The organism is Candidatus Zixiibacteriota bacterium (assembly GCA_040753875.1).
GTDB lineage: Bacteria > Zixibacteria > MSB-5A5 > GN15 > FEB-12 > DATKJY01.
In genome coordinates, this window is sequence record JBFMDV010000021.1 from 21,967 (window position 1) to 40,495 (window position 18,529).

The window sequence follows — 18,529 nt, forward strand, 5'->3', positions numbered from 1 at the left end:
TGAATTACAGGCTGTTCGCCTCGAAAGGATATAGGAAAATGAAAGTCTATCAACGAAGAGAGCATCCGCCGTTCAAGTGGGTGCTGGCAGCGTTGCTGTTTCTGTTGGTGCTGACCTTCACGGTGGCCGAGGTGAACGGGATCAATCTCCCTCCGACCAACCCCGGCGCAACCAAACCGGCTCTCGCCGATCAGACACAGGATAACCCAGCCGACGAAATGTACGATCAGCAGCAAAACTGCGTACCGCCCGAACCGCCCATGAACCCGGTGCCGGAACCCACTACGATCATGTTACTGGCAGCCGGACTGGGGGGCGCTGCGATCAGCCAGTTGAAAGCGCGCAAGAAATAGATAGTTCCCCCCAACCCTCCTCCTCCCTTCAACGCCTTCTGAGCTACCTTCCCTCAGAAGGCGTACTTGTATCAGTTTCTAATCAATGCCACTTTTGAGCCGATTTGTCAGTCGGCGGATACTTCGCCGCCAGCTTTTGAACCGTGCTCAACCCGTGAAACGTGCATCGTGTCTTCAACACCCGCTCGAACGCAACATTGGAGAAGGTCGATTCACTCTGCTTCTTCTTGCAAAGCCAGTATACCTCTCGGCCATTGACGTGGAAGTCATCGATAGCCGTCTTGAACGTCATCAGCATTTTCTTCCCTTCGCGCCCCAATGGTTCTGCCAGAAAGCCCACATTAAACGCGACAGCAGTCTTGAAAGCGGAGTCCGCAAAGGGTTGATATCGCGAAATCTCTGCTACCTCGGCATCTGTCCTGACAAACGTCGCAACTTCATACCCAAGCGCCTTCATCAGACAACTCTCGATTTTCCTCTCCAGTGCCGCTGCCTTGGAGTCGCTAGTAAAAATCACGTTCCCGCTCGCAATCAACGTCTCCACGCCTGTGAACCCGAGCGATTCGAACAGTTCGCGAAGACGCTCCATCTTGACGACATATCCTCCCACATTGATGGCGCGGAGGAAGGCGATGTAACGACTTGTGCACATCATCAGATTTCCTCAGGACGCGGTTCTTTTCGATTACATGCATGCAGGAAGGGATGCACCAAAGAACAAGAAGTCCACCAGCAGAGTTAAATCGGAAATGTCGATGGCGAGGGATTCGTCGACGTCACTTTCTTGGAAACAGCTTGAAATCGCACCTCCGAAAAATAAGAAATCCACCAGCGCTGATAGATCAGAAATATCGACAACATCTTCTGCGTCTGAGTCGACATTCCCAGTGGTGCCCGCACAGCAGCCCCAGACTGCTATATGCTGAGCCGGAATTCCGCCCGCCTCCAAGAAAAAGCCTCCGGCAACCAGATAGCCTCGGTAGCTTAGAAGTGTAAACACGTACGCGATCCCGGCACCTCCGTAGATCCCAAGTCCCAAGCTATCCCACGTAGAACCATCCCATGATGCAATGTTGTTCACGGCAAGCCCTCCCGCTTGCGTGAACGCCCCACCAGCAATAAGTCTCCCGTCGTGAACTACCAGCGAGTAAACGGCACCATTCATTCCTGCTCCAAGGGGAGACCATACGTTACCGTCCCACATAGCTATGTTGTTTGCTGGTATACCACCGGCTGTAGAAAAGTAACCACCTGCAACCAAGTGTCCGCCGAATTCTGCGAGGCAGTTGACTGACGGGTTGTCTCCCTGAATCTGCATTCCGGACCCGAGATTGGACCAAGAAACGCCGTCCCATGCTGCAATTGCGTTGGCTGAAACCCCGCCTGCTTGCGTAAAAACCCCGCCCACAATCAGCGTGTCATGATAAACGAGCAGAGCTCTGTTGTACCCATTCATTCCTGATGACAACGAATCCCATTGGCTGCCGTCCCATTCAGCTATGAAACGGCTTGGAACCCCGCCTGCATAATTGAACCTGCCTGCTACGATTAGTGCACCGTGGTATACCTTGAGGACCTCCGTAATGTCGTCCATGTCCGATCCAAGAGACAACCATGAACTGCCGTTCCATGCGGCGACATAGTTCACCGGCACACCACCGGCCGAGTCAAACATCCCGGCTGCATATAATGAATCATTGTAAACGGCAAGATCATTTACCTGCCCGCTCATACCCGAGGCCATCGGTCCCCACATGTTCCCATCCCACACAGCAATAAATCTTGCACTTGTCCCACCTGCGATAGTGAATTGACCGCCTGCTATCAGGTTTCCGTTGAACTCCCCAAGAGCCCATACGTCTCTGTCCATGCCTCCACCCAAGGGTGACCAGAAGTAGCCAGCCTCCCACAGAGAGGAACTCGACGTAGTCCCCACACGAATTTGATCTTGATAACAATTCGCTTCAAGTGATTTGATGTCCTGGCTGGCGCCCTGTGACTGCAGCATCAACACTACTATCTCAATTACTAGTAGCGCATGTGTAGTTGTCGATCTCATACCACCTCCTGACGTCAATTCGACTGGCTGTAATGAACCGGCATAGTAACAATGCCGTTTGACATTCAAAATATGAAACTGAACGGTAGCCTAGTCAAGACCAATATCTGAAACAAGCAGAATAGGAATGGAAAGAATGTGACGTACAATCTACCAAGTTCCCCGTATACATAGGCAAACAAAGGAGACCCGTATGACCGAAGTCCAACGTATCACCGACCAACTGCACCGCGCCTTCTATAGCGAGGCCTGGCACGGGCCGTCTGTCATGGAGTCGCTCGACAAACTGACTGCCGCACAAGCGGCCAAGCGACCAATCAAGTCAGCCCACAGTATCTGGGAGATTACCCTGCATATCGGCGCCTGGATCGATGCCGTCCGGCGGCGGGTGCTGGGAGAGAAGGTCGAACTCGACGACACACAGGACTGGCCGCCGGTCAAGAACACCAGCGACGAGGCGTGGCAGGAAACTCTGGCCGAACTGAAACGCCGCCACGAAGCGCTTGAGAAAGTGGTTGCTGCATTGAACGAAGCTCAACTCGAGCAATTGGCACCAAGCCGCACAACTACGATCTACTTCCTGATTCACGGCCTCGTTCAACATGACCTGTATCACGCTGGCCAGATCGCAATATTGAAGAGAGGGCTGTGAGGATTCCTCGCCGCTATGGCGTCGCGCTTAGCGGACGCCTGGACTTCGGAGTATCGTCGCGTCGAGCGCAGACGAGACGCGATTTTGACCTACTTCGGTTCTCGACTCCGCTCGAACCGACGGCAGACCATTGAACCGACGGCAAGGCTCCCCGTTGCGTCAGGTCCTGCTATCTGCCGACAGGCAGATAGTGTGACCTGACGCCCTTTTCCGTTCGGGCAGGTCTTGCTTGCCCGAGACACAACGAGACTTCCCTGCTTTCTCCAATCTTCGGTGTTGAGGGCGAGTGTGACCTGCCCGTTTTATCGAAGCCTACAGCTTCCCCACCCTCGGCGGGATGACCACGCTATCTGACCGATGCAGCGGCCACAATGCCAGAGCCAACGCCATCAGCGAATCACACTCGTTGTTGTCGCCCCACTGCGCACTACGAAGCTCATCCTCCAATGACCAGGTTCTCCCGGGACCGTCGGGCAACTCCCATCGCTCATACGACACCAGGCCTTTGGCGTGAATCAACTCGACATTGGTCAATAGCTCCGCCTTGACCGCCGGCGTGAAGATGACACTCATCGGATTAAACTCCGTCAACTGCGACACCACCACGTCCCCAAGGCCAGTAGCATCCACCACCAATTGACCCGGATAGTCACGTTGGCGGTGTTTGATTCTCTCGATAATGATGGGCCAGTCAAATTCCTTGTACCGTTCCAGTGCCACAACATGCGCTACGTCATCGATCAATTCGACCGTGATCCCCACGGTCGCGGTCCGTTTGCGCGCCAGGTCCCAGCCGGAAATGAAGCGACGCGACCGGGTGTTTTCGTCCGGTAGCGGCGAGTATTTTCGCGCAAGAGCGGCATCGATATATGCACCGGCGAGTATCTCGCCGCCGGAGTCAACAAACTGCCCCATGATGTTCTGTTTCTGCCGTCCCTCCGAAAAATACCTGACCCGCTCATCCAGAAACTCCGCCGATATGTGCGGGTTTTCGCGGCTGTCCCCATGTTGAACATACCCGGGACGTCGCTTCTCCAAAATCTCGCACGCACGACGGTAGAACCAGTTCTTACCGTTCGGTGTCGACACCAGGTCGAGTGTCCCTTCTCTGTCCGCCAGCCGCATCAGAATCACCTCTTCCACCACGTACTCCGGAAACGGCTCGAATGCAACTTCATCGAAAACCACCAGATCGAAATCATTCCCCAGCAGATACTCGCCGCGGTTCTGTGTCGAGCGGGCCTCAATCATGGCGCCGTTGCCGAACGTCAATCGCGGAAACGGCGTGTGCGTGTGCGAGTCGATCAGATCCGCCAGATGGGACGATCCGTGCACGAGCCGAAGCAGCTCGTTAAACACGATATTCGCCTGATCCTGGGTAATCGAGGCGACCACCGCTCGGTAACGGCCGGAACCGTCGAACCGCAGTGGCCGGACTCGATACAACGCATGATGCAGCAGCTTGACCGCCGAAACGAATGATTTCCCCCAGCGGTTGCCCGTCACCAGCAGGTTCTCTCGTTGCGTGGCGTTCTGCAGCCATTGGGACTGTCCGGCATGCAGTGTTACGCCGAGTACCGATGACGCAAAGTAGCTCGGATCAATCAGGCCCTGCCGCCAGTCTATGGGAGCAACTTCCGTGTTCAGAACAACCCCGCCGCGCGTTCACGGGCCGTCTTCTCATCGATCAACCCTGCCTGATACAGTTTCAGCAGACTGTCCACGCGTTGTGACTGAATGGAGGCATGCTCGGTAGCCTGGTAGGCGAACGTGTTGTCGAACACGAACTCCGCCCGTGCTTCAATTCCAGCCAACGCCAGATCGATGGCGGCGATCCAGTTGAGAAACCGGGCGACTTCCGCTTGCACCGACCGCACCTGCCGCATGACCACATCGAATTTGAAATTCGACCAGGTAGTCGTAGCGCCATAGGAGTAACCGAGCAGGTACGGCGCGAGGTTTGTCCCGGCACAGATGTCCTCGATCGTGGCGCGATGATTCACGAACCAGTTCGCCTGACTGCTCCGCGCGCTGTCCGGACCGATATACTCGATCGCCACGTTGTCCCATGTGACCGGGTTGTCGTCGACCTCGCAGGAGCGGATCATCTCCACCGTGCTGTCGAAATACCCGTTGATGCGGTTGGTATAGGCGCTGTCCGATTCCCCCGCCATCCGCTCCGGCGGCGTGATCTTGATATGCAGCCGATGATACCCCGCGTTGTGGTTGCTTCGCTGCATATCCCGCACCAATTGCTGCTCGATATAGCTCACGAACGGGATTGGCTGCAAGATTGAGCGGCCGAACGGATCCGAGCTACTGCTGTTCAAACCGAGGTAATAGAAATCCGGCCGGTTCAGCTCGAGCGAACGTTCGTCGAGTTCCAGAACCAACCGCGGTCCGGACCGTCCGGTTTCACGATGCATTCGCAGTGCATCCACGGGGATGATCCGATCCACACCGGTTCCATCCGGCATGACAGTCAGAAAGGCGCCGAAAATACCGTCGCGAAATAGCGCCCCGAACAGCTCCGGCATCAAGGTCGCAAGACCGACTCGATTGTCGAGCACGTTGGCAAACAGGTTCTCCGTGAGCCGCCCCAGTCGCTCCGCCGCCTTCGCTTCGACATGATTGTCAGCCGCGGCCGAGACCCTGAACGCTCCGGGCGCCGCGGACAAGCGGACCCAGGTCCAGACACAAGCGCTGATAATCGGAACATGGTCCACCAAAAAACGATACAACATCGTTCGGCACCGGCCGCTTTGGATATCCCAAGGCGACCACTGCAACGAGGCGTGAAGCTGGTCAGCGGTTCGGAAATCACCCCGTGACCCGGTTGAAATTGAAGTGGCCAGGCGCGGCCGCAGGTCCTGTGTTACTCCCACAGGCCATCTGAACGGTACTGCAGACATGTTTTTTCTCCTTTACGCCGAGCCGGCTCTCTGGTGAAATTGCTGCGATTCAGTGGCGAATCCGCCTTGCTCCAGCGATCAGACTTTCTAACTTCCATTCTCATGTCAGCCAGCGAGATGCAACCAAATGTCAAGAAAGTGAACAGCAGGTTTCACAATAGCGTTTGGGCAACCGGTCGGTACTGTGCGCCAATTCGTAACTGATAACGTGTCAATCAGTTACATATAGCCGGACATGCGCTACCGCGGGGGCATGGAGATTGCTCTGCAGAGGGTAGGTACGTGTATCTCTATGTTCAGCTTTGTGAGGATCTGATGCGAAAATCTCTAATCGTCGCGGCCGCGTTGACCCTGCTTTGCGGACAAGCGTTTGCCTTCCCTTATTACTACACCGGGGCAGGGTTCAACGACAGTCCGTTTGACCACAACAACAACTGGGCTCCCATCAACTATCCGAATGTCGGCAACCTGCCCTCGCCGGGGAATCATGGCGAAGGGGGCGAGAAGTTTGATCTGGAAGGACTTCAGGTTCGCGACAATGGTGGTTTCATCTATGTCGCCCTGGCCAATTCGTTTGGCTACTCTGCACATAGCACCTACTGGAACCAGAACTACTATCTGGGGGACCTGTTCATAAGAGCCGGTTCCCGGCAGTTTGCCGTCGACATGCGTGATGTCGGCTCCCTGGGCACTGAATACAACACGAGCCTGCTCGAAGTGACCAGCTGGTCCGGAATCGAAAATAAACCGGGCAGCTACGGCTACACCGGTGGTGGAAATCCTGCTATCGCGGCCCTGGCCGGCGCCTGGCGGGCCAACGGCAATTCGGTGGGTAATGTCTCATTCGCCAAAAGCTATGGCTACCATTACGAGACATTCCCCTCCGATTATGATCCCCGCGGCAACACCGGCAATACCTACGTGTGGGAATTCAAATTCGACAAGGCGCTTCTTGGGAACGCCAGCTCGCTTGATTTCCACATCACGCTCGGTTGCGGCAACGATGTTATCAATGAATCAGTGAACATGGTGCCGGAACCGGCTTCCATCATGCTGCTCGGGCTTGGCCTGGCCGGCGCCGGATTGGTCCGTTTCCGCAAGAAATAACGAACCTCCATTACTCACAAAGCTGCAAAGCCCGCGATGGCGATCACCGCGGGCTTTTCGTTTGGTCCTCGCGCCCGGATATTCACGGACCATTTCAGCAATTATATGCTTGAAGCCCGCCCTCCCCTCCGGTATCTTGGCGTTTCACATGACTGACAATTCGCCGATACCAGTGCGTATGAAACCCCTTTCGCGGATGCTGTCCGGCACAGTTCTTTTGGCTGGTCTGACTGTCCTGTCGTGCGCCGACAACCACGCCGTTCGGATCCGCTATCAGGCTGAGAAGCTCTTTTTTGAGGCGGATCGCCTCATGCAGAACGCCCGGATAAGGCCGGAACTCAATGACCCCCGCGCTCTGGCTACGGTCCGCAACGCCTACGACGAATTGGTTCGTTTCTGCATGACCGCTATCGATTCGGTCAGTCCCTCCGCCAACCCGATTGAGTACCGTGAGATGGCATCCCTCACTCACCGCTCGTCGATTCGGCTCTGTCAGCTCTATTTTGCGACCCATCGCTACGACAGTTGCGCAGAGGTCATCGCACGATTGGTCGCCAAAGTGCCGCTCGAAACGCAGGAGGCAGCAGGGGCACAGGTGTTGATGGGTCAGGCTCTGCAAGCGAGCGGAACGCTCGACAGCGCTTTCGCCTGCTACCGCCGCGGCGTCGATCTTCTCAACCCGCCGCTGGACGGCAAGGGCGAGATCGTGTTCAACGTCTTCAACGTACCGGCACATCTGGTGAGCCTGTACGCTCAACTCGGCGACAGCTTGAAAGCTGACGAGGCGTTTGCCCAGGCATCAGGCTACTATGGTGCTATAGCTTCAGGCAAATATGGTGCTCGACCAGCGCTGGCATCCAGCGCCATGCTTGCCCGTCTGAACACCGACCGCGGAAACTGGAACGCCGCCATTGCAGCGCTTGAGAAACTGGTGGATTCGAGCGGCGTTCTTAACCGCGACGCCAAACTCCGAATCGCCGACCTCCGTGCCGCTGAACTTGGGGATTTCGATATGGCGATCCGCTACTACGATGAACTGCTGGCCGACCTCAAAGGGCGAGACACCATGATGAAACCGGTCCTGTTCTTCAAGAAAAGCCTGGTACTGCTTGAGATGAAACAGTACGAAACAGCCCGACAATTGCTGGTGCAGATACAGACCTATTACCCGGGATATTTCGCCACCGACCCGCTACCGCAATACACCAAAGCACGTTCATTCGAAAGCGAGGGGAACTGGAATCGCGCCGAAACCGAATACAAGTACCTGATCGATAACTATCCGCCATCGGAGCAGACATTCTCTACATTGCTGTACCTGGCTGACCAATACACCAAAATGGGGAGGACGATCGAATCCGACAAGTTGCTCGAACAGGCCAGACAGACCTACGATCAGGCCGCCGTACAGGGGGCCGGTACGCCGCTTGAAGCGCTCGCCCTGATGTACAAATCCGAGCTGCTTCGACGGCAGCAGCAGTGGCGACCGTCGGCTGAGGCGCTGGTAGCGGTGTCGGACAGATTCCCGGGGACCGAATTTGGGCGCAATGCGCTGATCACGGCGGTTAATGTTTATCGCCAGAAGCTCAACGATCCGGCCACCGCCGATTCGCTGGTCCGGGCATACGTGACGAAGATGACTCGACTCGATGAGGATCGGATATAGGATCTTCACCGAGGGCGTGGGTGTACAAGCAGTAGTCTTGAGGAGTAATAATGACTGGAGGAAACATGAGAAGTTCTGTTAACGGAGCGCTGATACTTCTGGTGGTGCTGGCCGGTACTGCCATGGTGCAGGCCGGACCGGTAGACAAATTCGGCAAGGCCGACACGGTATACGCTGAAATCGCCAGTATCAATCCAACCAACTGGAGCATCACGATATCGTACAGCAACGACGAGTCGGTGCTGGCGCTCTCGGTGCCGCTCAAAATGACCGCCGGACTCAATCGGATCGTGGCGGACTCCGCGGTATACACGGGCGGGCGCTGCGATCATTTCGCCTACAAAGCGTTCCGCGCCGACACGGCCATCCAGTGCGTGCTGGTCGGTATGATCGCCAACATCGGCCCGACCAAAAACAAACTGAAACCGGGAACGGGACGGCTGGCGACTATCTATGTCTCCTCGCTGGAGGACAAACCGATCGAGAAGCTGGCGGTCGACACCACCACCATGCACCCGAATAACTCCCTGATGGCCGTCGCCGATGCCCTGCAGGGAGAGCCACCGGACACGACGCGCGTGGATCGGAAAGATATCGAGATCATCCCGGTGTTCGTCGCCAAACAATCCAAATGACCTTCCGGCGAAGCTGCAAAAGCCCGATCAGCGCGGTCGGGCTTTTTTCATAGACCGTAAAACACAGACCGAACTGGCGTGTATCGAACATGACACTCACCACGATCATTGAGAGCGAACGTCTGCTTTTGTTGACCGCGACACCTGACATGCTGGCCGCCGAGCTTAGCGACAGGTCATTGTTGTCGAGACTGATCGGTGCCGCGGTACCCGACAACTGGCCACCGGAGACGCTTCGTGACGCGCTACCGTTCTTTCTGGACAAAGTTCGCGCCAAACCCGAACAGGCTGGCTGGTGGTTCTGGTACTGGTTACGAAAGAGTGTGAATGGCGAACCGAGTATCCTTATTGGTTCAGGCGGCTTCAAGGGACCGATGGACGACACCGGCACTGTCGAAATCGGCTACTCGGTCCTGCCACGGTTCTATCGCCAGGGGTTCGCAACCGAGGGGGCTCGGGCTTTGATAGAATGGGCGTTCGAACAAACGGCACTGCGTGGAGTCATTGCTCACGTCGAACCGGCGAATGACGCCTCTATCGGCACGCTCCGAAAACTTGGTTTCGAACTCGTCGGCGAAGGAACAGAACCCGGCACCATCAAATACCAGATTTCCCGAGGCAAGTAGATTCCGTTTCCTATTATCCCCTCGTCGATGAAACTTACAGATACGTCTTTGGGGAGACAAACGCTGCATCGCCATTCACTGTTGGCAATTTCCTACTATTTCGCAACGTCATGTCGCGCAAAGAGATAGGTATGTACGGATGACTTCGGGTACGGCGGCACAGGGATTGCCAATACTCCCCCCATGGACTGCTATTTTGGTGCCTACCCCCTGCCTGAACACAACGAGATCGGAAAATCCTCGCTGGTGCTGTTTTCGATACCGGAGATCGGCATTCGCTTCAAGGCGCCGTTTGCGGGCGAAGATATCAACCACAGCGACTTCGCCTCGCTGCTCGCGTTGTTGGAGTTTATTGATTCCAATCAAAAGTACTTCACCAACAAGACATTCCAAATCCACGGCAACAACCTGACACTCATCAACCAGCTTAACGGCCGTGAAGCTGTCCCGCATCGGTACACACCACTTATCGAAAAGGCGGTGGCATACCGAAAGAAATATCACTTCTCTCTCGACTGGGTTCCCGCCCGCGAAAACAGCGCCTACGATACGTTGATTGAGTAGTCGTGTCGTGGTTGGTCGGTGTTTCGAGCAGTCGCTTCGACCGAGAAACCCGACACCGTGGGCTATTCCGCAGGGCTGAAGCAATCAATATTTCTGTTCCGGCGGTTCTTGCTCGCCCGAGACATTCATGTAACTCGTGATCTAATGCTCCCCGTCCATGGTCGAGGGCGAGTGTGAACCGCCGGTGCCGCATCCTTGTACTGCCATCACAGTCATCTCCCCCTGTTTTCGATTGACCGGTCCAAGTCCCCGACCGTATGTTTCCCCCATGACTCCCTCCGAACTGGTGACATCGGTAGGCGCGGGGAAATTCGCCCCGGCCTACTACTTTTGGGGAAGCGAGGACTACCGTATCATCGAAGCGGAAAAATATATCGCGCATCAGTTCCTCCCCGATGCCCTCTACGCCACCAACTTCCGCCGTCTCGACGGACGCAAGACCTCATGTGCCGATCTTCTGGCCGAACTGGCCGTCTACCCCATGCTGGGCGAACGACAAATGTTCGCCGTCAGCGATATCCAGCATTACAAGCCGACCGACCTGGAGCGCATCCTCAGAATGATCGCGCCCGGCGATGTCAGCCGGATTATAGTGTTTAGCACACCTTCAGTTCGCAAACCCAAAAAGGACTCAGCCTTCCTCCGGAACATTACGAAAGTGGCGGTCGATATCGAGTTTCGCAAACTATCGCACGCCGAGACTGCCTCGCAAATCCAGCGAAAATTCGCCAGGCACAAGATCAAAATCGAACCGGAGGCGCTCAGACTTCTGTCCGAACTCGTGGCCGGCAACCGCGGCGCGGTCGAGACCGAGACCGACAAGCTGATCGATCTAAAAGAAAGCGGCGCTGTCATAACGGCCGATGATGTCCGCCTCACCGGTGTCGGTTACGCGGTCTTCAGCGTGTTCGACTTAGGGGAGCAGATCGTTACGCGTAACGTCGCGCTGGCTCTCAAGCAGGTTCAGGCGCTCATCGCCGACGGCAACACGCCGAGCGGCATCCTGACCATCTTGTTCGGGCATATCCTATCGCTATATCAGGTCAAGAATGGCCGACGGCTGGAGCCATTTCGCCGTTGGCTTGAAGGCAAGTTCAGAGCCCAGGCAGAACAGTTCGACAACCGGACGCTCGAGCAAATGATGATCGACATCACCGAGACGATCGCCGAGACGCGAAAGACCGGCGCCAACGACGTGCTGCTTCTTGAGGCGTTGATCATCAAATTGCTGTCCGAAGAAAAAAAAGCGGGAGAAAAGAAACATTTCCCTGGAAGAAAATAAAGACCCGCAAGTAAGTCTATCTGGTGACGAGTCGGCCGAGCGAAAGCTGGTCGAAGCTGCTCAGAATGGCGACAACCAGGCGTACGGTCAACTGGTCCGGCTCCACCAGAAACGTCTGTTCCGGTATATCTACGGGCTGGTGGGGTCGTTCGACCAAGCAGAAGATATTGTCCAGGAGGCGTTTGTGCGGGCCTGGGGAGCGCTGAAGAGCTTCCGGACCGAGTATACCTTCTACCCGTGGCTCTCGACCATCGCACGAAACCTGGCGTTTACGCAGGTGAACAGAGAGGAAAAGAAGGAATCGCTTGATAAGATATCTGAGAAGGGATTCGACCCGGTCTCGACCGACCTGGGACCGCTCGACAAACTACTGGACGACGAGACCCAGGAGCGATTCTACAAGGCGTTGATGGCCATGCCGGTAACCTATCGGACGGTGTTTGTCCTCCGGCACTTTGAGGAGATGGACTATGCCGATATCGCCAGCTACCTCAAGATCCCTCCCGGGACGGTGGACTCACGCCTCTATCGGGCCCGGCAATATCTCCTGGAGGCACTGAAAGATTTGCTGTAGGGGACGGTATAGGCGATGAGAGCGTTGTAGAGTTATGGATCACGGATATTTCCTCGATAGAGTATCGGCCTACTTCGACCGGGACCTTCCCCCGCAGGAATTGGCCCTGATGGAGACCCATCTACAATCATGCGACGAATGTCGGGCGCTACTGGCGCAATTCGAGAAGCTGGATCAACTCGTTAAGCAGAATTCCGAGCTTGGCAGCGATGACTACTGGGAGAAATCAGCTCGGCAAATCGAAGAACGATTGGGCCGTGCCGAGAAAACTGAAATAACGGACGTTCGACCGTCACGTCGCATCGCACAACTGGGATGGAAAGTCGTTGCCGTGGCGGCCTCGCTCGTTCTCCTCGGCTACATCGGGATGCACAAGGACGATATCTTTCCGGAGCGGAAGATGGAAACACCTTCAGTGCAACCACGAACCGACAAAAGGTCTCACGGAGCGATCGATGAGACCGGCAGAGCGCAATCGACAATCGAGGACACCTTGGCGTCGGAGGGAGCCGAAGTAGCTCTTTCGACAAATGAGCCGGAGTCTCGCGAGGCCCCGCCGCAGGACACATTACGCCGAAGATCAAATGACACCTCGATGCCGAACAAACGAAAAACCGCAACGACGTCCGAGAAACCTTTGCAGCAGATTGACCGACAAACCGAAACATCTGTGATTCGCGAAAGCACATCACCAGCCAAACAGGCACCAGCTCCCGCAGCCGAAGCAGAACTTCGACCGCCTGTCGCCGAGAGTTCGCTTGTCGAAGAGGCGCCAGCGCTTCCCGAGGTTGTACCTCAGCAGCTCGTGCCAAAGGACACGGAAGTATTTGACAAAGCTGCCAAAGCGCTCGCCGGGCAGACGGCCGCCTTTGAAGCTTCTCCTTCAGTGTCGGCCGACTCAGCCATCGGCAACCTCGCGTCACTGCGTCACCAGCGAGATTCCCTCTCCGCGTTGTTGGCTCAGATCAACCGATCGCAATCAAGAACCATGTTCCCAACCGACCTTTCGCAGGGACTCGTGAAGAAATCCAAGCGCGAGGAGTCTGGGCGAGACAGGATCGAGCGACAGCTCCTCGATATCTGTTATCAACTGGCCCTCAACTCACCGGACTCTTCCGAGACTCACGCCGCCGAGACAGTCATTGAAAAAGCTGCATCGGATTCGATTTCTGTCAACCGGGACCTTGCGTCGCGCCTCTTGGAACAACTCCGCAGACGCTAAGGCGTTTTCAAGCCGTTCTACAACGCGGGCTCACCCCTCGGTGGACTTGCCCTGCCCAAAAACCCCCGAACCTTTTGGCCGGGTGGTTCGTAAATACCCTTAGTAGGCTGGTAATCTCGGAAAGGAGAGGCTATGGAACGACGTTTGTATCGCTCGACCACCGACAAGTATATCGGCGGGGTCTGTGGCGGCCTGGCTGAGTACTTTAACATAGACCCGTCGATCGTCCGCATCATTGCGGTCCTGCTCGTGTTTGCACACGGCATCGGCCTTCTGGCCTATCTGATCAGCTGGATCGCCATTCGGAAACGTCCCGCCGGACTGCCCGCCGAACAGGTGGCCCCACCGAGCCGGACCTGGACACGATATGTCCCCGGCGCCATTCTGATCGCCGTCGGCATTCTATTGCTCGTCGATATCAATTGGTACTGGTTCGATCTCGATGAGATCATCGAGCAATTCTGGCCGATTCTGTTGATCGCCGTCGGCCTCCTGCTGGTGCTCTATCGGGGAAGAGGACGCGAGGAACGTCCGGCCTCCGGAAGTATCAACCAGGGACATCTGGCCGAACACAACGGAGGAACCCTGTCATGACACCGGCTCACGGCATGTGGGGAGACGGATGGTTCTTTCCGGCGCTGTTCGGTGTGTTGATGGGACTCGTGGGATATATCATCGGATGGCTGGCGGGCGGACGTGGCGCCGAAAACGGGAACATCGAGCGACGGTGGGACTGGTCCGGGTTGTTTCCCGGCCTCTTGCTGGTCGGGCTGGGGCTCTTCTTCCTGATCGACCGCAACTGGTACCCGCTTGACCTCGGTGATATCATCCGGAAATTCTGGCCCCTCATTCTGGTGATATTTGGTTTGGGGATGCTCGTTCGTCGCCGTCGTTTTCACCGACCGATCGGGACGCCTACCCAGTCCTGGCACGTACCCGGCCAGAAAGGAGAAACGACACCATGACACCGGCACGATTTCGATGGGGGATGCTTCTGGTCCTGCTTGGGGCGGTCTTGCTGCTTCGGAACCTGGATGTCATCAACAACAACTTCTGGGAGGATTTCCTTATCTACCTCCCGGTGTTGCTGATTGCGATCGGGATAGAGAAGATCTTCACCAAATCGAAATTTCAGATTCTGTCATATCTGACCTCCGTCGCCTTTTTCCTCGGCGGTCTGTACCTCGTGTACGTGGGAAGTATGGGGGGCAGTGACCTCAGCTTTTTCTCCCAGACGAGTTACAAGGCGCCTGCTGATCCGACCGTGAAAGAACTGCATGCGTCACTTCACCTCACCGATGGCGACCTCACCGTTCGCGATGCTACCGATGATCTGGTCGACGGCCAGTTCCGGGAGTTCACGCATAAACCCGAGATCACCTATGCCGTTCAGGACGGCTCTGCCAATGTTACTTTCGAGGGGGGGAAGCGACGATTGCTTGGCAACGCTATCCGGGTCGAGACGGATGCCCCCGACGATTGGTATCTGTCTTTTTCCAACCTGGTGCCGCTTACTCTGGAATGCCTCGGCAAGGGCTCGGACATGCACCTTAATCTCTCCACCACGCCTCTCAAGGACCTCAAGCTCGAAGCCGATGAGGGCTCGGTGTATGTCAAGTTGGGAACGCTGCTGCCGCAAGTGGAAGTATCGCTGCGCGGTGAGAATTCGGACATCCGGCTTCGGTTGCCGAGCGATGCCGGCATCAGGATCAACGGTGTCGATGACCGGGAATACCTGCAACAGGTCGGCCTGAAACCGCGCGACGGCGCCTTCGTCAACGATGGCTACGATACACTGAACAACAAGATAAATGTCAATCTGGACGACCGTCTCAGCTCGCTCTCGATTGACTACTATTAAACGCTCTCTCCCTCCAGTAAGGCCGGTCCCGGCGTTCGCGCCGGAGCCGGTCTTTTTGTTTGCGGCGATCCCAAACCTGTTGCATGATGGGTCCCTCTGTGTATCTTAAGATCTATGAGTCGTCCGTCGCATTTCATCGCAGTTATTCTGTCTCTCTTAAGTGCAACTCCAATCCTGACCGGCTGTGGCCAGAAGAGCGAGAGGGCACAGGAGACTTCAACGCTCCGCATTGGCACCGATGCTACCTACCCCCCATTTGAAACCGTCAACACGAACACCGGCAAGCCGGACGGCTTCGACATCGATCTGATCAAAGAAATCTGCGCCCTCAACGGCTGGGCCCCTGAGTTCATCGTGACGCCGTTCGACGGCATGATTCCCGGCCTGAACGGCAAGAAGTACGATGTTGCCATTAGCGCCATGACAATCACACCCGAACGGGCGGCGCAGATAGATTTCTCTGAGCCGTATTACCTGGCGGGACAGACAATCGCCGTGCCGGAGTCAGTCACCACTATTGGCGGCTTGCCGGATCTGTACGGCAAAAAAGTCGGCGTGCAACTGGGCACCACCGGCGAGATTATGGCGAAGAATACAACTGGACTCGAGGTGTTCTCATTTGACAACATCGGCTCAGCGTTTATCGACATGGCAAATGGTAACCTCGATGCGGTGTTGAACGACTACCCGACTACACAGGCGTATATCAAGAGCCACGGCGGATCCAAAATGGTGGGGCCTATCTTGAGCAAAGAGCAGTACGGTATCGCTGTGCGCAAAGGGGATGCGGAACTATTGCAAGAGATCAACCACGCCCTCACCGAACTCAAGAACTCCGGCAAGTACTCGGAGTTACACCAAAAATGGTTCGGCTCCGAACCGGCCGAGGAATAGATGAACTAGACAAGTAAACGGCAGACCTCCCGGTCTGCCGCCCGTCGGCACACGAGGACGTGTGCCGTTTATCACTGAATCAATTTCTCCCACAGCAAGCTGTGGGGCACCGGTTTCGGTCCTTCTCCCTCTCAGGGAGAAGGTGGCCGAAGGCCGGATGAGGGTCTTCTTCTCCTACACCCGCTTCTTCGCCAGATGCACCGACATCCCGTGCAGATCGTGCGCCGCTTCCATAATCGACTCCGATATTACCGGATGGCCGAATATCAGATTCCCAAGCTGAGTCACCGTCAGCCCCTGATTGATCGCCAGCGCCGCCACATGAATGATCTCGGTCGCATGAATGCCGACTATATGCACACCGAGCAGCTTGTCCGTCTTCTTATCGCCGATAATCTTGACTTCGCCTGCGATTTCGTTCTCCGCCTGCGCTTTGCCCAGCGCGCGTAACGGGAACTTGCCAATTGAGACCGAGTGCTCCTTGGATGCCTTCTCCTCGGTCATCCCCACTGAAGCCACTTCCGGATGCGTGAAGATCACCGATGGCACTCCCAAGTAGTTCTTCTGCGCTTTCCCGCCCAGGCAGTTGTCGACCGCAACCGAACCATCATGAACCGCCGTATAGGCTAAGAGTATCTCCCCGCGCACATCACCGATGGCATAAATGTTCTTCACGTTCGTCCGCATATCGGCGCCGGTTTTGACGGAGCCGTTCTTATTCCGCTCGACGCCAACTTCATCGAGACCGATCTCTTCGGTGTTGTACGCCCGCCCCACTGCCACCAGAGCTTGGTTGGCGTCGATACTCTTGCCGCTGGAGAGCGCAGCATGGATACCTTCAGCACCGGGCGCAATTGACTCCACCCTGGTCTTGGTATGAAGATTCACCTTCAGCTTCTTCAATTCACGCTCGATCAATGTCGAGGTGTTGATATCCTCCATCGGCAACGCATGGTCCAGCATTTCCACCACGTGCACCTCGACATCGAGCATGGACAACATAAACGCCCATTCGCAGCCGATAACCCCCGCGCCGATTATTAACATCGACTTGGGAAGGTTGGGCAATTCGAGCAGATGGTCCGACGAGAGAATCCGTTTGCCGTCGATTGGAAATGCCGGCAGGTTCATGGCGCGCGAACCGGTGGCGATGATGATATTATCGGCTTTTAGCTTGCTTTCACCGCCATGTTCATCGACCACTGTCACGAAATTAGTGCCGGTGATTTTGCCGAACCCCTGATAATGGGTCACTCCATGCGATTTGAACAATTGGCTTATCCCACCCACCAACGTACTTACGATTTTGTCCTTCCGTGCCCGCATGGCGAGCCAGTCGTATACGGGTGCACCGGGCAGGTGGATACCGAACACCTCAGCTTCCTTCATGTTTTTGTATTGTGCTGCCGCCGCGATAAGCGCCTTGGACGGGATACATCCCCGGTTCAGACAGACGCCGCCCAGTTCGCGATCTTCCACCACCGCAACCTTGGCCCCCTTCATGGCTGCACGAATGCCGGCGGTGTATCCGCCCGGCCCGCCCCCGATTATGACTATATTAAACTGTTCGATGACACTGGCTCCTTTTTGAATTCTCTGCTATAACAGCCGGAAAAGTACAAGGTTTGAACGATTTCGCAAGTGCTCAGAGAGGTGGATTGGGCGACGCAAAGTCTCAAACGAATACATAGCGTGAGGCCCGCACGAATGTCATTCCGGCCGTCGAGAGCCGGAATCCAGCCCCAGCACTTGTCGTCGGTTCGAGCGAAGACGAGAATCGACAGACCAGAGGTTCGCGTCTCGTCTGCGCTCGACGCGACGACAACAGAGGGGCTGTCCCGACGTCAGTTCGAGCGAAGACGAGAACCGGCGGCAAACCGGTAGGCCGAAGGTTCGCGTCTCGTCTGCGCTCGACGCGACGACAACAGAGGGGCTGTCCCATCGTCGGTTCGAGCGAAGACGAGAACCGGCGGCAAACCGATAGGCCGATAGCCCGCGTCCCGTCTGCGCTCGACGCGACGGAAAGGCTTGGCACGTCGCCTCCGCCTTCTGTGCCATCACCTCACCACGACGCTATCGGCAGAACCAGAAGCGGTTCTGCCCTACGGCTCCGTTGTCGGCG

The 18,529-nt window shown here is 56.1% G+C and carries 21 protein-coding genes; 14 read left to right on the top strand and 7 right to left on the bottom strand.

Going from position 1 to position 18,529, the window contains the following annotated elements; translation table 11 throughout:
* Positions 1 to 38 precede the first annotated feature (38 nt).
* The gene (locus tag AB1644_07235; GenBank protein ID MEW6050838.1) at positions 39 to 353 is read left to right on the top strand and encodes a PEP-CTERM sorting domain-containing protein; all 315 of its coding nucleotides are present in this window, start codon (positions 39 to 41) and stop codon (positions 351 to 353) included.
* Positions 354 to 435: 82 nt separating this feature from the next.
* Here AB1644_07235 and AB1644_07240 read toward each other — a convergent pair whose 3' ends face one another.
* Positions 436 to 1,008, bottom strand: coding sequence for a DUF1697 domain-containing protein (locus AB1644_07240; GenBank protein MEW6050839.1), 573 nt, complete (start codon positions 1,006 to 1,008; stop codon positions 436 to 438).
* A 30-nt stretch (positions 1,009 to 1,038) separates the two neighbouring features.
* Positions 1,039 to 2,412 carry a hypothetical protein gene (locus AB1644_07245; protein MEW6050840.1) on the bottom strand — a complete coding sequence of 458 codons (1,374 nt, stop codon included), beginning with the start codon at positions 2,410 to 2,412 and terminating at the stop codon, positions 1,039 to 1,041.
* Between the two features lie 193 nt (positions 2,413 to 2,605).
* Between AB1644_07245 and AB1644_07250 the strand changes: the two genes are divergently transcribed.
* Positions 2,606 to 3,064 carry a DinB family protein gene (locus AB1644_07250; GenBank protein MEW6050841.1) on the top strand — a complete coding sequence of 153 codons (459 nt, stop codon included), beginning with the start codon at positions 2,606 to 2,608 and terminating at the stop codon, positions 3,062 to 3,064.
* A gap of 312 nt (positions 3,065 to 3,376) precedes the next feature.
* Here the strand turns inward: AB1644_07250 and AB1644_07255 are convergent, their stop codons facing one another.
* Both AB1644_07255 and AB1644_07260 read right to left on the bottom strand, forming a co-directional pair.
* Positions 3,377 to 4,570 carry a terminase family protein gene (locus AB1644_07255; GenBank protein MEW6050842.1) on the bottom strand — a complete coding sequence of 398 codons (1,194 nt, stop codon included), beginning with the start codon at positions 4,568 to 4,570 and terminating at the stop codon, positions 3,377 to 3,379.
* Positions 4,571 to 4,707: 137 nt separating this feature from the next.
* Complete coding sequence (locus AB1644_07260; protein MEW6050843.1) at positions 4,708 to 5,976, bottom strand: hypothetical protein; 1,269 nt, start codon at positions 5,974 to 5,976, stop codon at positions 4,708 to 4,710.
* Between the two features lie 315 nt (positions 5,977 to 6,291).
* Here AB1644_07260 and AB1644_07265 point away from each other — a divergent pair, with 315 nt between their 5' ends.
* The 5 genes from AB1644_07265 to AB1644_07285 all read left to right on the top strand — a co-directional run bounded on the left by AB1644_07265 (position 6,292) and on the right by AB1644_07285 (position 10,574).
* Positions 6,292 to 7,083, top strand: coding sequence for a PEP-CTERM sorting domain-containing protein (locus tag AB1644_07265; protein MEW6050844.1), 792 nt, complete (start codon positions 6,292 to 6,294; stop codon positions 7,081 to 7,083).
* A gap of 178 nt (positions 7,084 to 7,261) precedes the next feature.
* Entirely contained in the window at positions 7,262 to 8,749 is a 1,488-nt protein-coding gene (locus AB1644_07270) for a tetratricopeptide repeat protein (GenBank protein MEW6050845.1), read from the top strand.
* 65 nt (positions 8,750 to 8,814) lie between these two features.
* A complete protein-coding gene (locus AB1644_07275; protein ID MEW6050846.1) occupies positions 8,815 to 9,384 on the top strand; it encodes a hypothetical protein in 570 nt (189 codons plus the stop codon).
* 89 nt (positions 9,385 to 9,473) lie between these two features.
* Entirely contained in the window at positions 9,474 to 10,010 is a 537-nt protein-coding gene (locus AB1644_07280; GenBank protein MEW6050847.1) for a GNAT family N-acetyltransferase, read from the top strand.
* Positions 10,011 to 10,193: 183 nt separating this feature from the next.
* Complete coding sequence (locus AB1644_07285) at positions 10,194 to 10,574, top strand: hypothetical protein (GenBank protein ID MEW6050848.1); 381 nt, start codon at positions 10,194 to 10,196, stop codon at positions 10,572 to 10,574.
* A 141-nt stretch (positions 10,575 to 10,715) separates the two neighbouring features.
* Here the strand turns inward: AB1644_07285 and AB1644_07290 are convergent, their stop codons facing one another.
* A complete protein-coding gene (locus tag AB1644_07290) occupies positions 10,716 to 10,844 on the bottom strand; it encodes a hypothetical protein (protein MEW6050849.1) in 129 nt (42 codons plus the stop codon).
* Here AB1644_07290 and holA point away from each other — a divergent pair.
* Positions 10,843 to 11,856, top strand: coding sequence for a DNA polymerase III subunit delta (gene holA, locus AB1644_07295; GenBank protein MEW6050850.1), 1,014 nt, complete (start codon positions 10,843 to 10,845; stop codon positions 11,854 to 11,856). The two genes, AB1644_07290 and holA, sit on opposite strands and share 2 nt — an antisense overlap.
* Before the next feature lie 16 nt (positions 11,857 to 11,872).
* On the opposite strand, the gene AB1644_07300 is transcribed toward holA, so the two are convergent.
* Positions 11,873 to 12,013 carry a hypothetical protein gene (locus AB1644_07300; GenBank protein MEW6050851.1) on the bottom strand — a complete coding sequence of 47 codons (141 nt, stop codon included), beginning with the start codon at positions 12,011 to 12,013 and terminating at the stop codon, positions 11,873 to 11,875.
* Here AB1644_07300 and AB1644_07305 point away from each other — a divergent pair.
* The 6 genes from AB1644_07305 (at position 11,996) to AB1644_07330 (ending at position 16,407) form a co-directional block, all read left to right on the top strand.
* The gene (locus AB1644_07305; protein MEW6050852.1) at positions 11,996 to 12,430 is read left to right on the top strand and encodes an RNA polymerase sigma factor; all 435 of its coding nucleotides are present in this window, start codon (positions 11,996 to 11,998) and stop codon (positions 12,428 to 12,430) included. The genes AB1644_07300 and AB1644_07305 overlap by 18 nt on opposite strands.
* Positions 12,431 to 12,464: 34 nt before the next feature.
* Positions 12,465 to 13,652: a zf-HC2 domain-containing protein gene (locus AB1644_07310; GenBank protein MEW6050853.1), complete on the top strand. Its 1,188-nt coding sequence runs from the start codon at positions 12,465 to 12,467 to the stop codon at positions 13,650 to 13,652.
* Positions 13,653 to 13,784: 132 nt separating this feature from the next.
* Positions 13,785 to 14,246, top strand: a complete 462-nt coding sequence (locus AB1644_07315; GenBank protein MEW6050854.1) for a PspC domain-containing protein — start codon at positions 13,785 to 13,787, stop codon at positions 14,244 to 14,246.
* Positions 14,243 to 14,617, top strand: a complete 375-nt coding sequence (locus tag AB1644_07320) for a DUF5668 domain-containing protein (GenBank protein ID MEW6050855.1) — start codon at positions 14,243 to 14,245, stop codon at positions 14,615 to 14,617. Before AB1644_07315 ends, AB1644_07320 begins: the two co-directional genes overlap by 4 nt.
* Positions 14,614 to 15,513: a DUF5668 domain-containing protein gene (locus AB1644_07325; GenBank protein MEW6050856.1), complete on the top strand. Its 900-nt coding sequence runs from the start codon at positions 14,614 to 14,616 to the stop codon at positions 15,511 to 15,513. The genes AB1644_07320 and AB1644_07325 overlap by 4 nt, the downstream gene beginning before the upstream one ends.
* 114 nt (positions 15,514 to 15,627) lie before the next feature.
* Entirely contained in the window at positions 15,628 to 16,407 is a 780-nt protein-coding gene (locus tag AB1644_07330; GenBank protein MEW6050857.1) for a basic amino acid ABC transporter substrate-binding protein, read from the top strand.
* Between the two features lie 174 nt (positions 16,408 to 16,581).
* On the opposite strand, the gene lpdA is transcribed toward AB1644_07330, so the two are convergent.
* A complete protein-coding gene (gene lpdA, locus AB1644_07335) occupies positions 16,582 to 18,000 on the bottom strand; it encodes a dihydrolipoyl dehydrogenase (GenBank protein MEW6050858.1) in 1,419 nt (472 codons plus the stop codon).
* Positions 18,001 to 18,529 lie beyond the last annotated feature (529 nt).

What these genes read in the sequence shown, in the direction of transcription:
- AB1644_07250 (MEW6050841.1), top strand. Translation starts at nt 2,606, where the DNA reads ATGACCGAAGTCCAACGTATCACCGACCAACTGCACCGCGCCTTCTAT.
- AB1644_07245 (MEW6050840.1), bottom strand. Translation starts at nt 2,412, where the DNA reads ATGAGATCGACAACTACACATGCGCTACTAGTAATTGAGATAGTAGTG.
- AB1644_07280 (MEW6050847.1), top strand. Translation starts at nt 9,474, where the DNA reads ATGACACTCACCACGATCATTGAGAGCGAACGTCTGCTTTTGTTGACC.
- AB1644_07290 (MEW6050849.1), bottom strand. Translation starts at nt 10,844, where the DNA reads ATGGGGGAAACATACGGTCGGGGACTTGGACCGGTCAATCGAAAACAG.
- AB1644_07320 (MEW6050855.1), top strand. Translation starts at nt 14,243, where the DNA reads ATGACACCGGCTCACGGCATGTGGGGAGACGGATGGTTCTTTCCGGCG.
- AB1644_07310 (MEW6050853.1), top strand. Translation starts at nt 12,465, where the DNA reads ATGGATCACGGATATTTCCTCGATAGAGTATCGGCCTACTTCGACCGG.
- AB1644_07325 (MEW6050856.1), top strand. Translation starts at nt 14,614, where the DNA reads ATGACACCGGCACGATTTCGATGGGGGATGCTTCTGGTCCTGCTTGGG.
- AB1644_07330 (MEW6050857.1), top strand. Translation starts at nt 15,628, where the DNA reads ATGAGTCGTCCGTCGCATTTCATCGCAGTTATTCTGTCTCTCTTAAGT.
- AB1644_07265 (MEW6050844.1), top strand. Translation starts at nt 6,292, where the DNA reads ATGCGAAAATCTCTAATCGTCGCGGCCGCGTTGACCCTGCTTTGCGGA.
- AB1644_07275 (MEW6050846.1), top strand. Translation starts at nt 8,815, where the DNA reads ATGAGAAGTTCTGTTAACGGAGCGCTGATACTTCTGGTGGTGCTGGCC.
- AB1644_07260 (MEW6050843.1), bottom strand. Translation starts at nt 5,976, where the DNA reads ATGTCTGCAGTACCGTTCAGATGGCCTGTGGGAGTAACACAGGACCTG.
- AB1644_07235 (MEW6050838.1), top strand. Translation starts at nt 39, where the DNA reads ATGAAAGTCTATCAACGAAGAGAGCATCCGCCGTTCAAGTGGGTGCTG.
- AB1644_07315 (MEW6050854.1), top strand. Translation starts at nt 13,785, where the DNA reads ATGGAACGACGTTTGTATCGCTCGACCACCGACAAGTATATCGGCGGG.
- holA (MEW6050850.1), top strand. Translation starts at nt 10,843, where the DNA reads ATGACTCCCTCCGAACTGGTGACATCGGTAGGCGCGGGGAAATTCGCC.
- AB1644_07285 (MEW6050848.1), top strand. Translation starts at nt 10,194, where the DNA reads ATGGACTGCTATTTTGGTGCCTACCCCCTGCCTGAACACAACGAGATC.
- AB1644_07240 (MEW6050839.1), bottom strand. Translation starts at nt 1,008, where the DNA reads ATGATGTGCACAAGTCGTTACATCGCCTTCCTCCGCGCCATCAATGTG.
- AB1644_07270 (MEW6050845.1), top strand. Translation starts at nt 7,262, where the DNA reads ATGAAACCCCTTTCGCGGATGCTGTCCGGCACAGTTCTTTTGGCTGGT.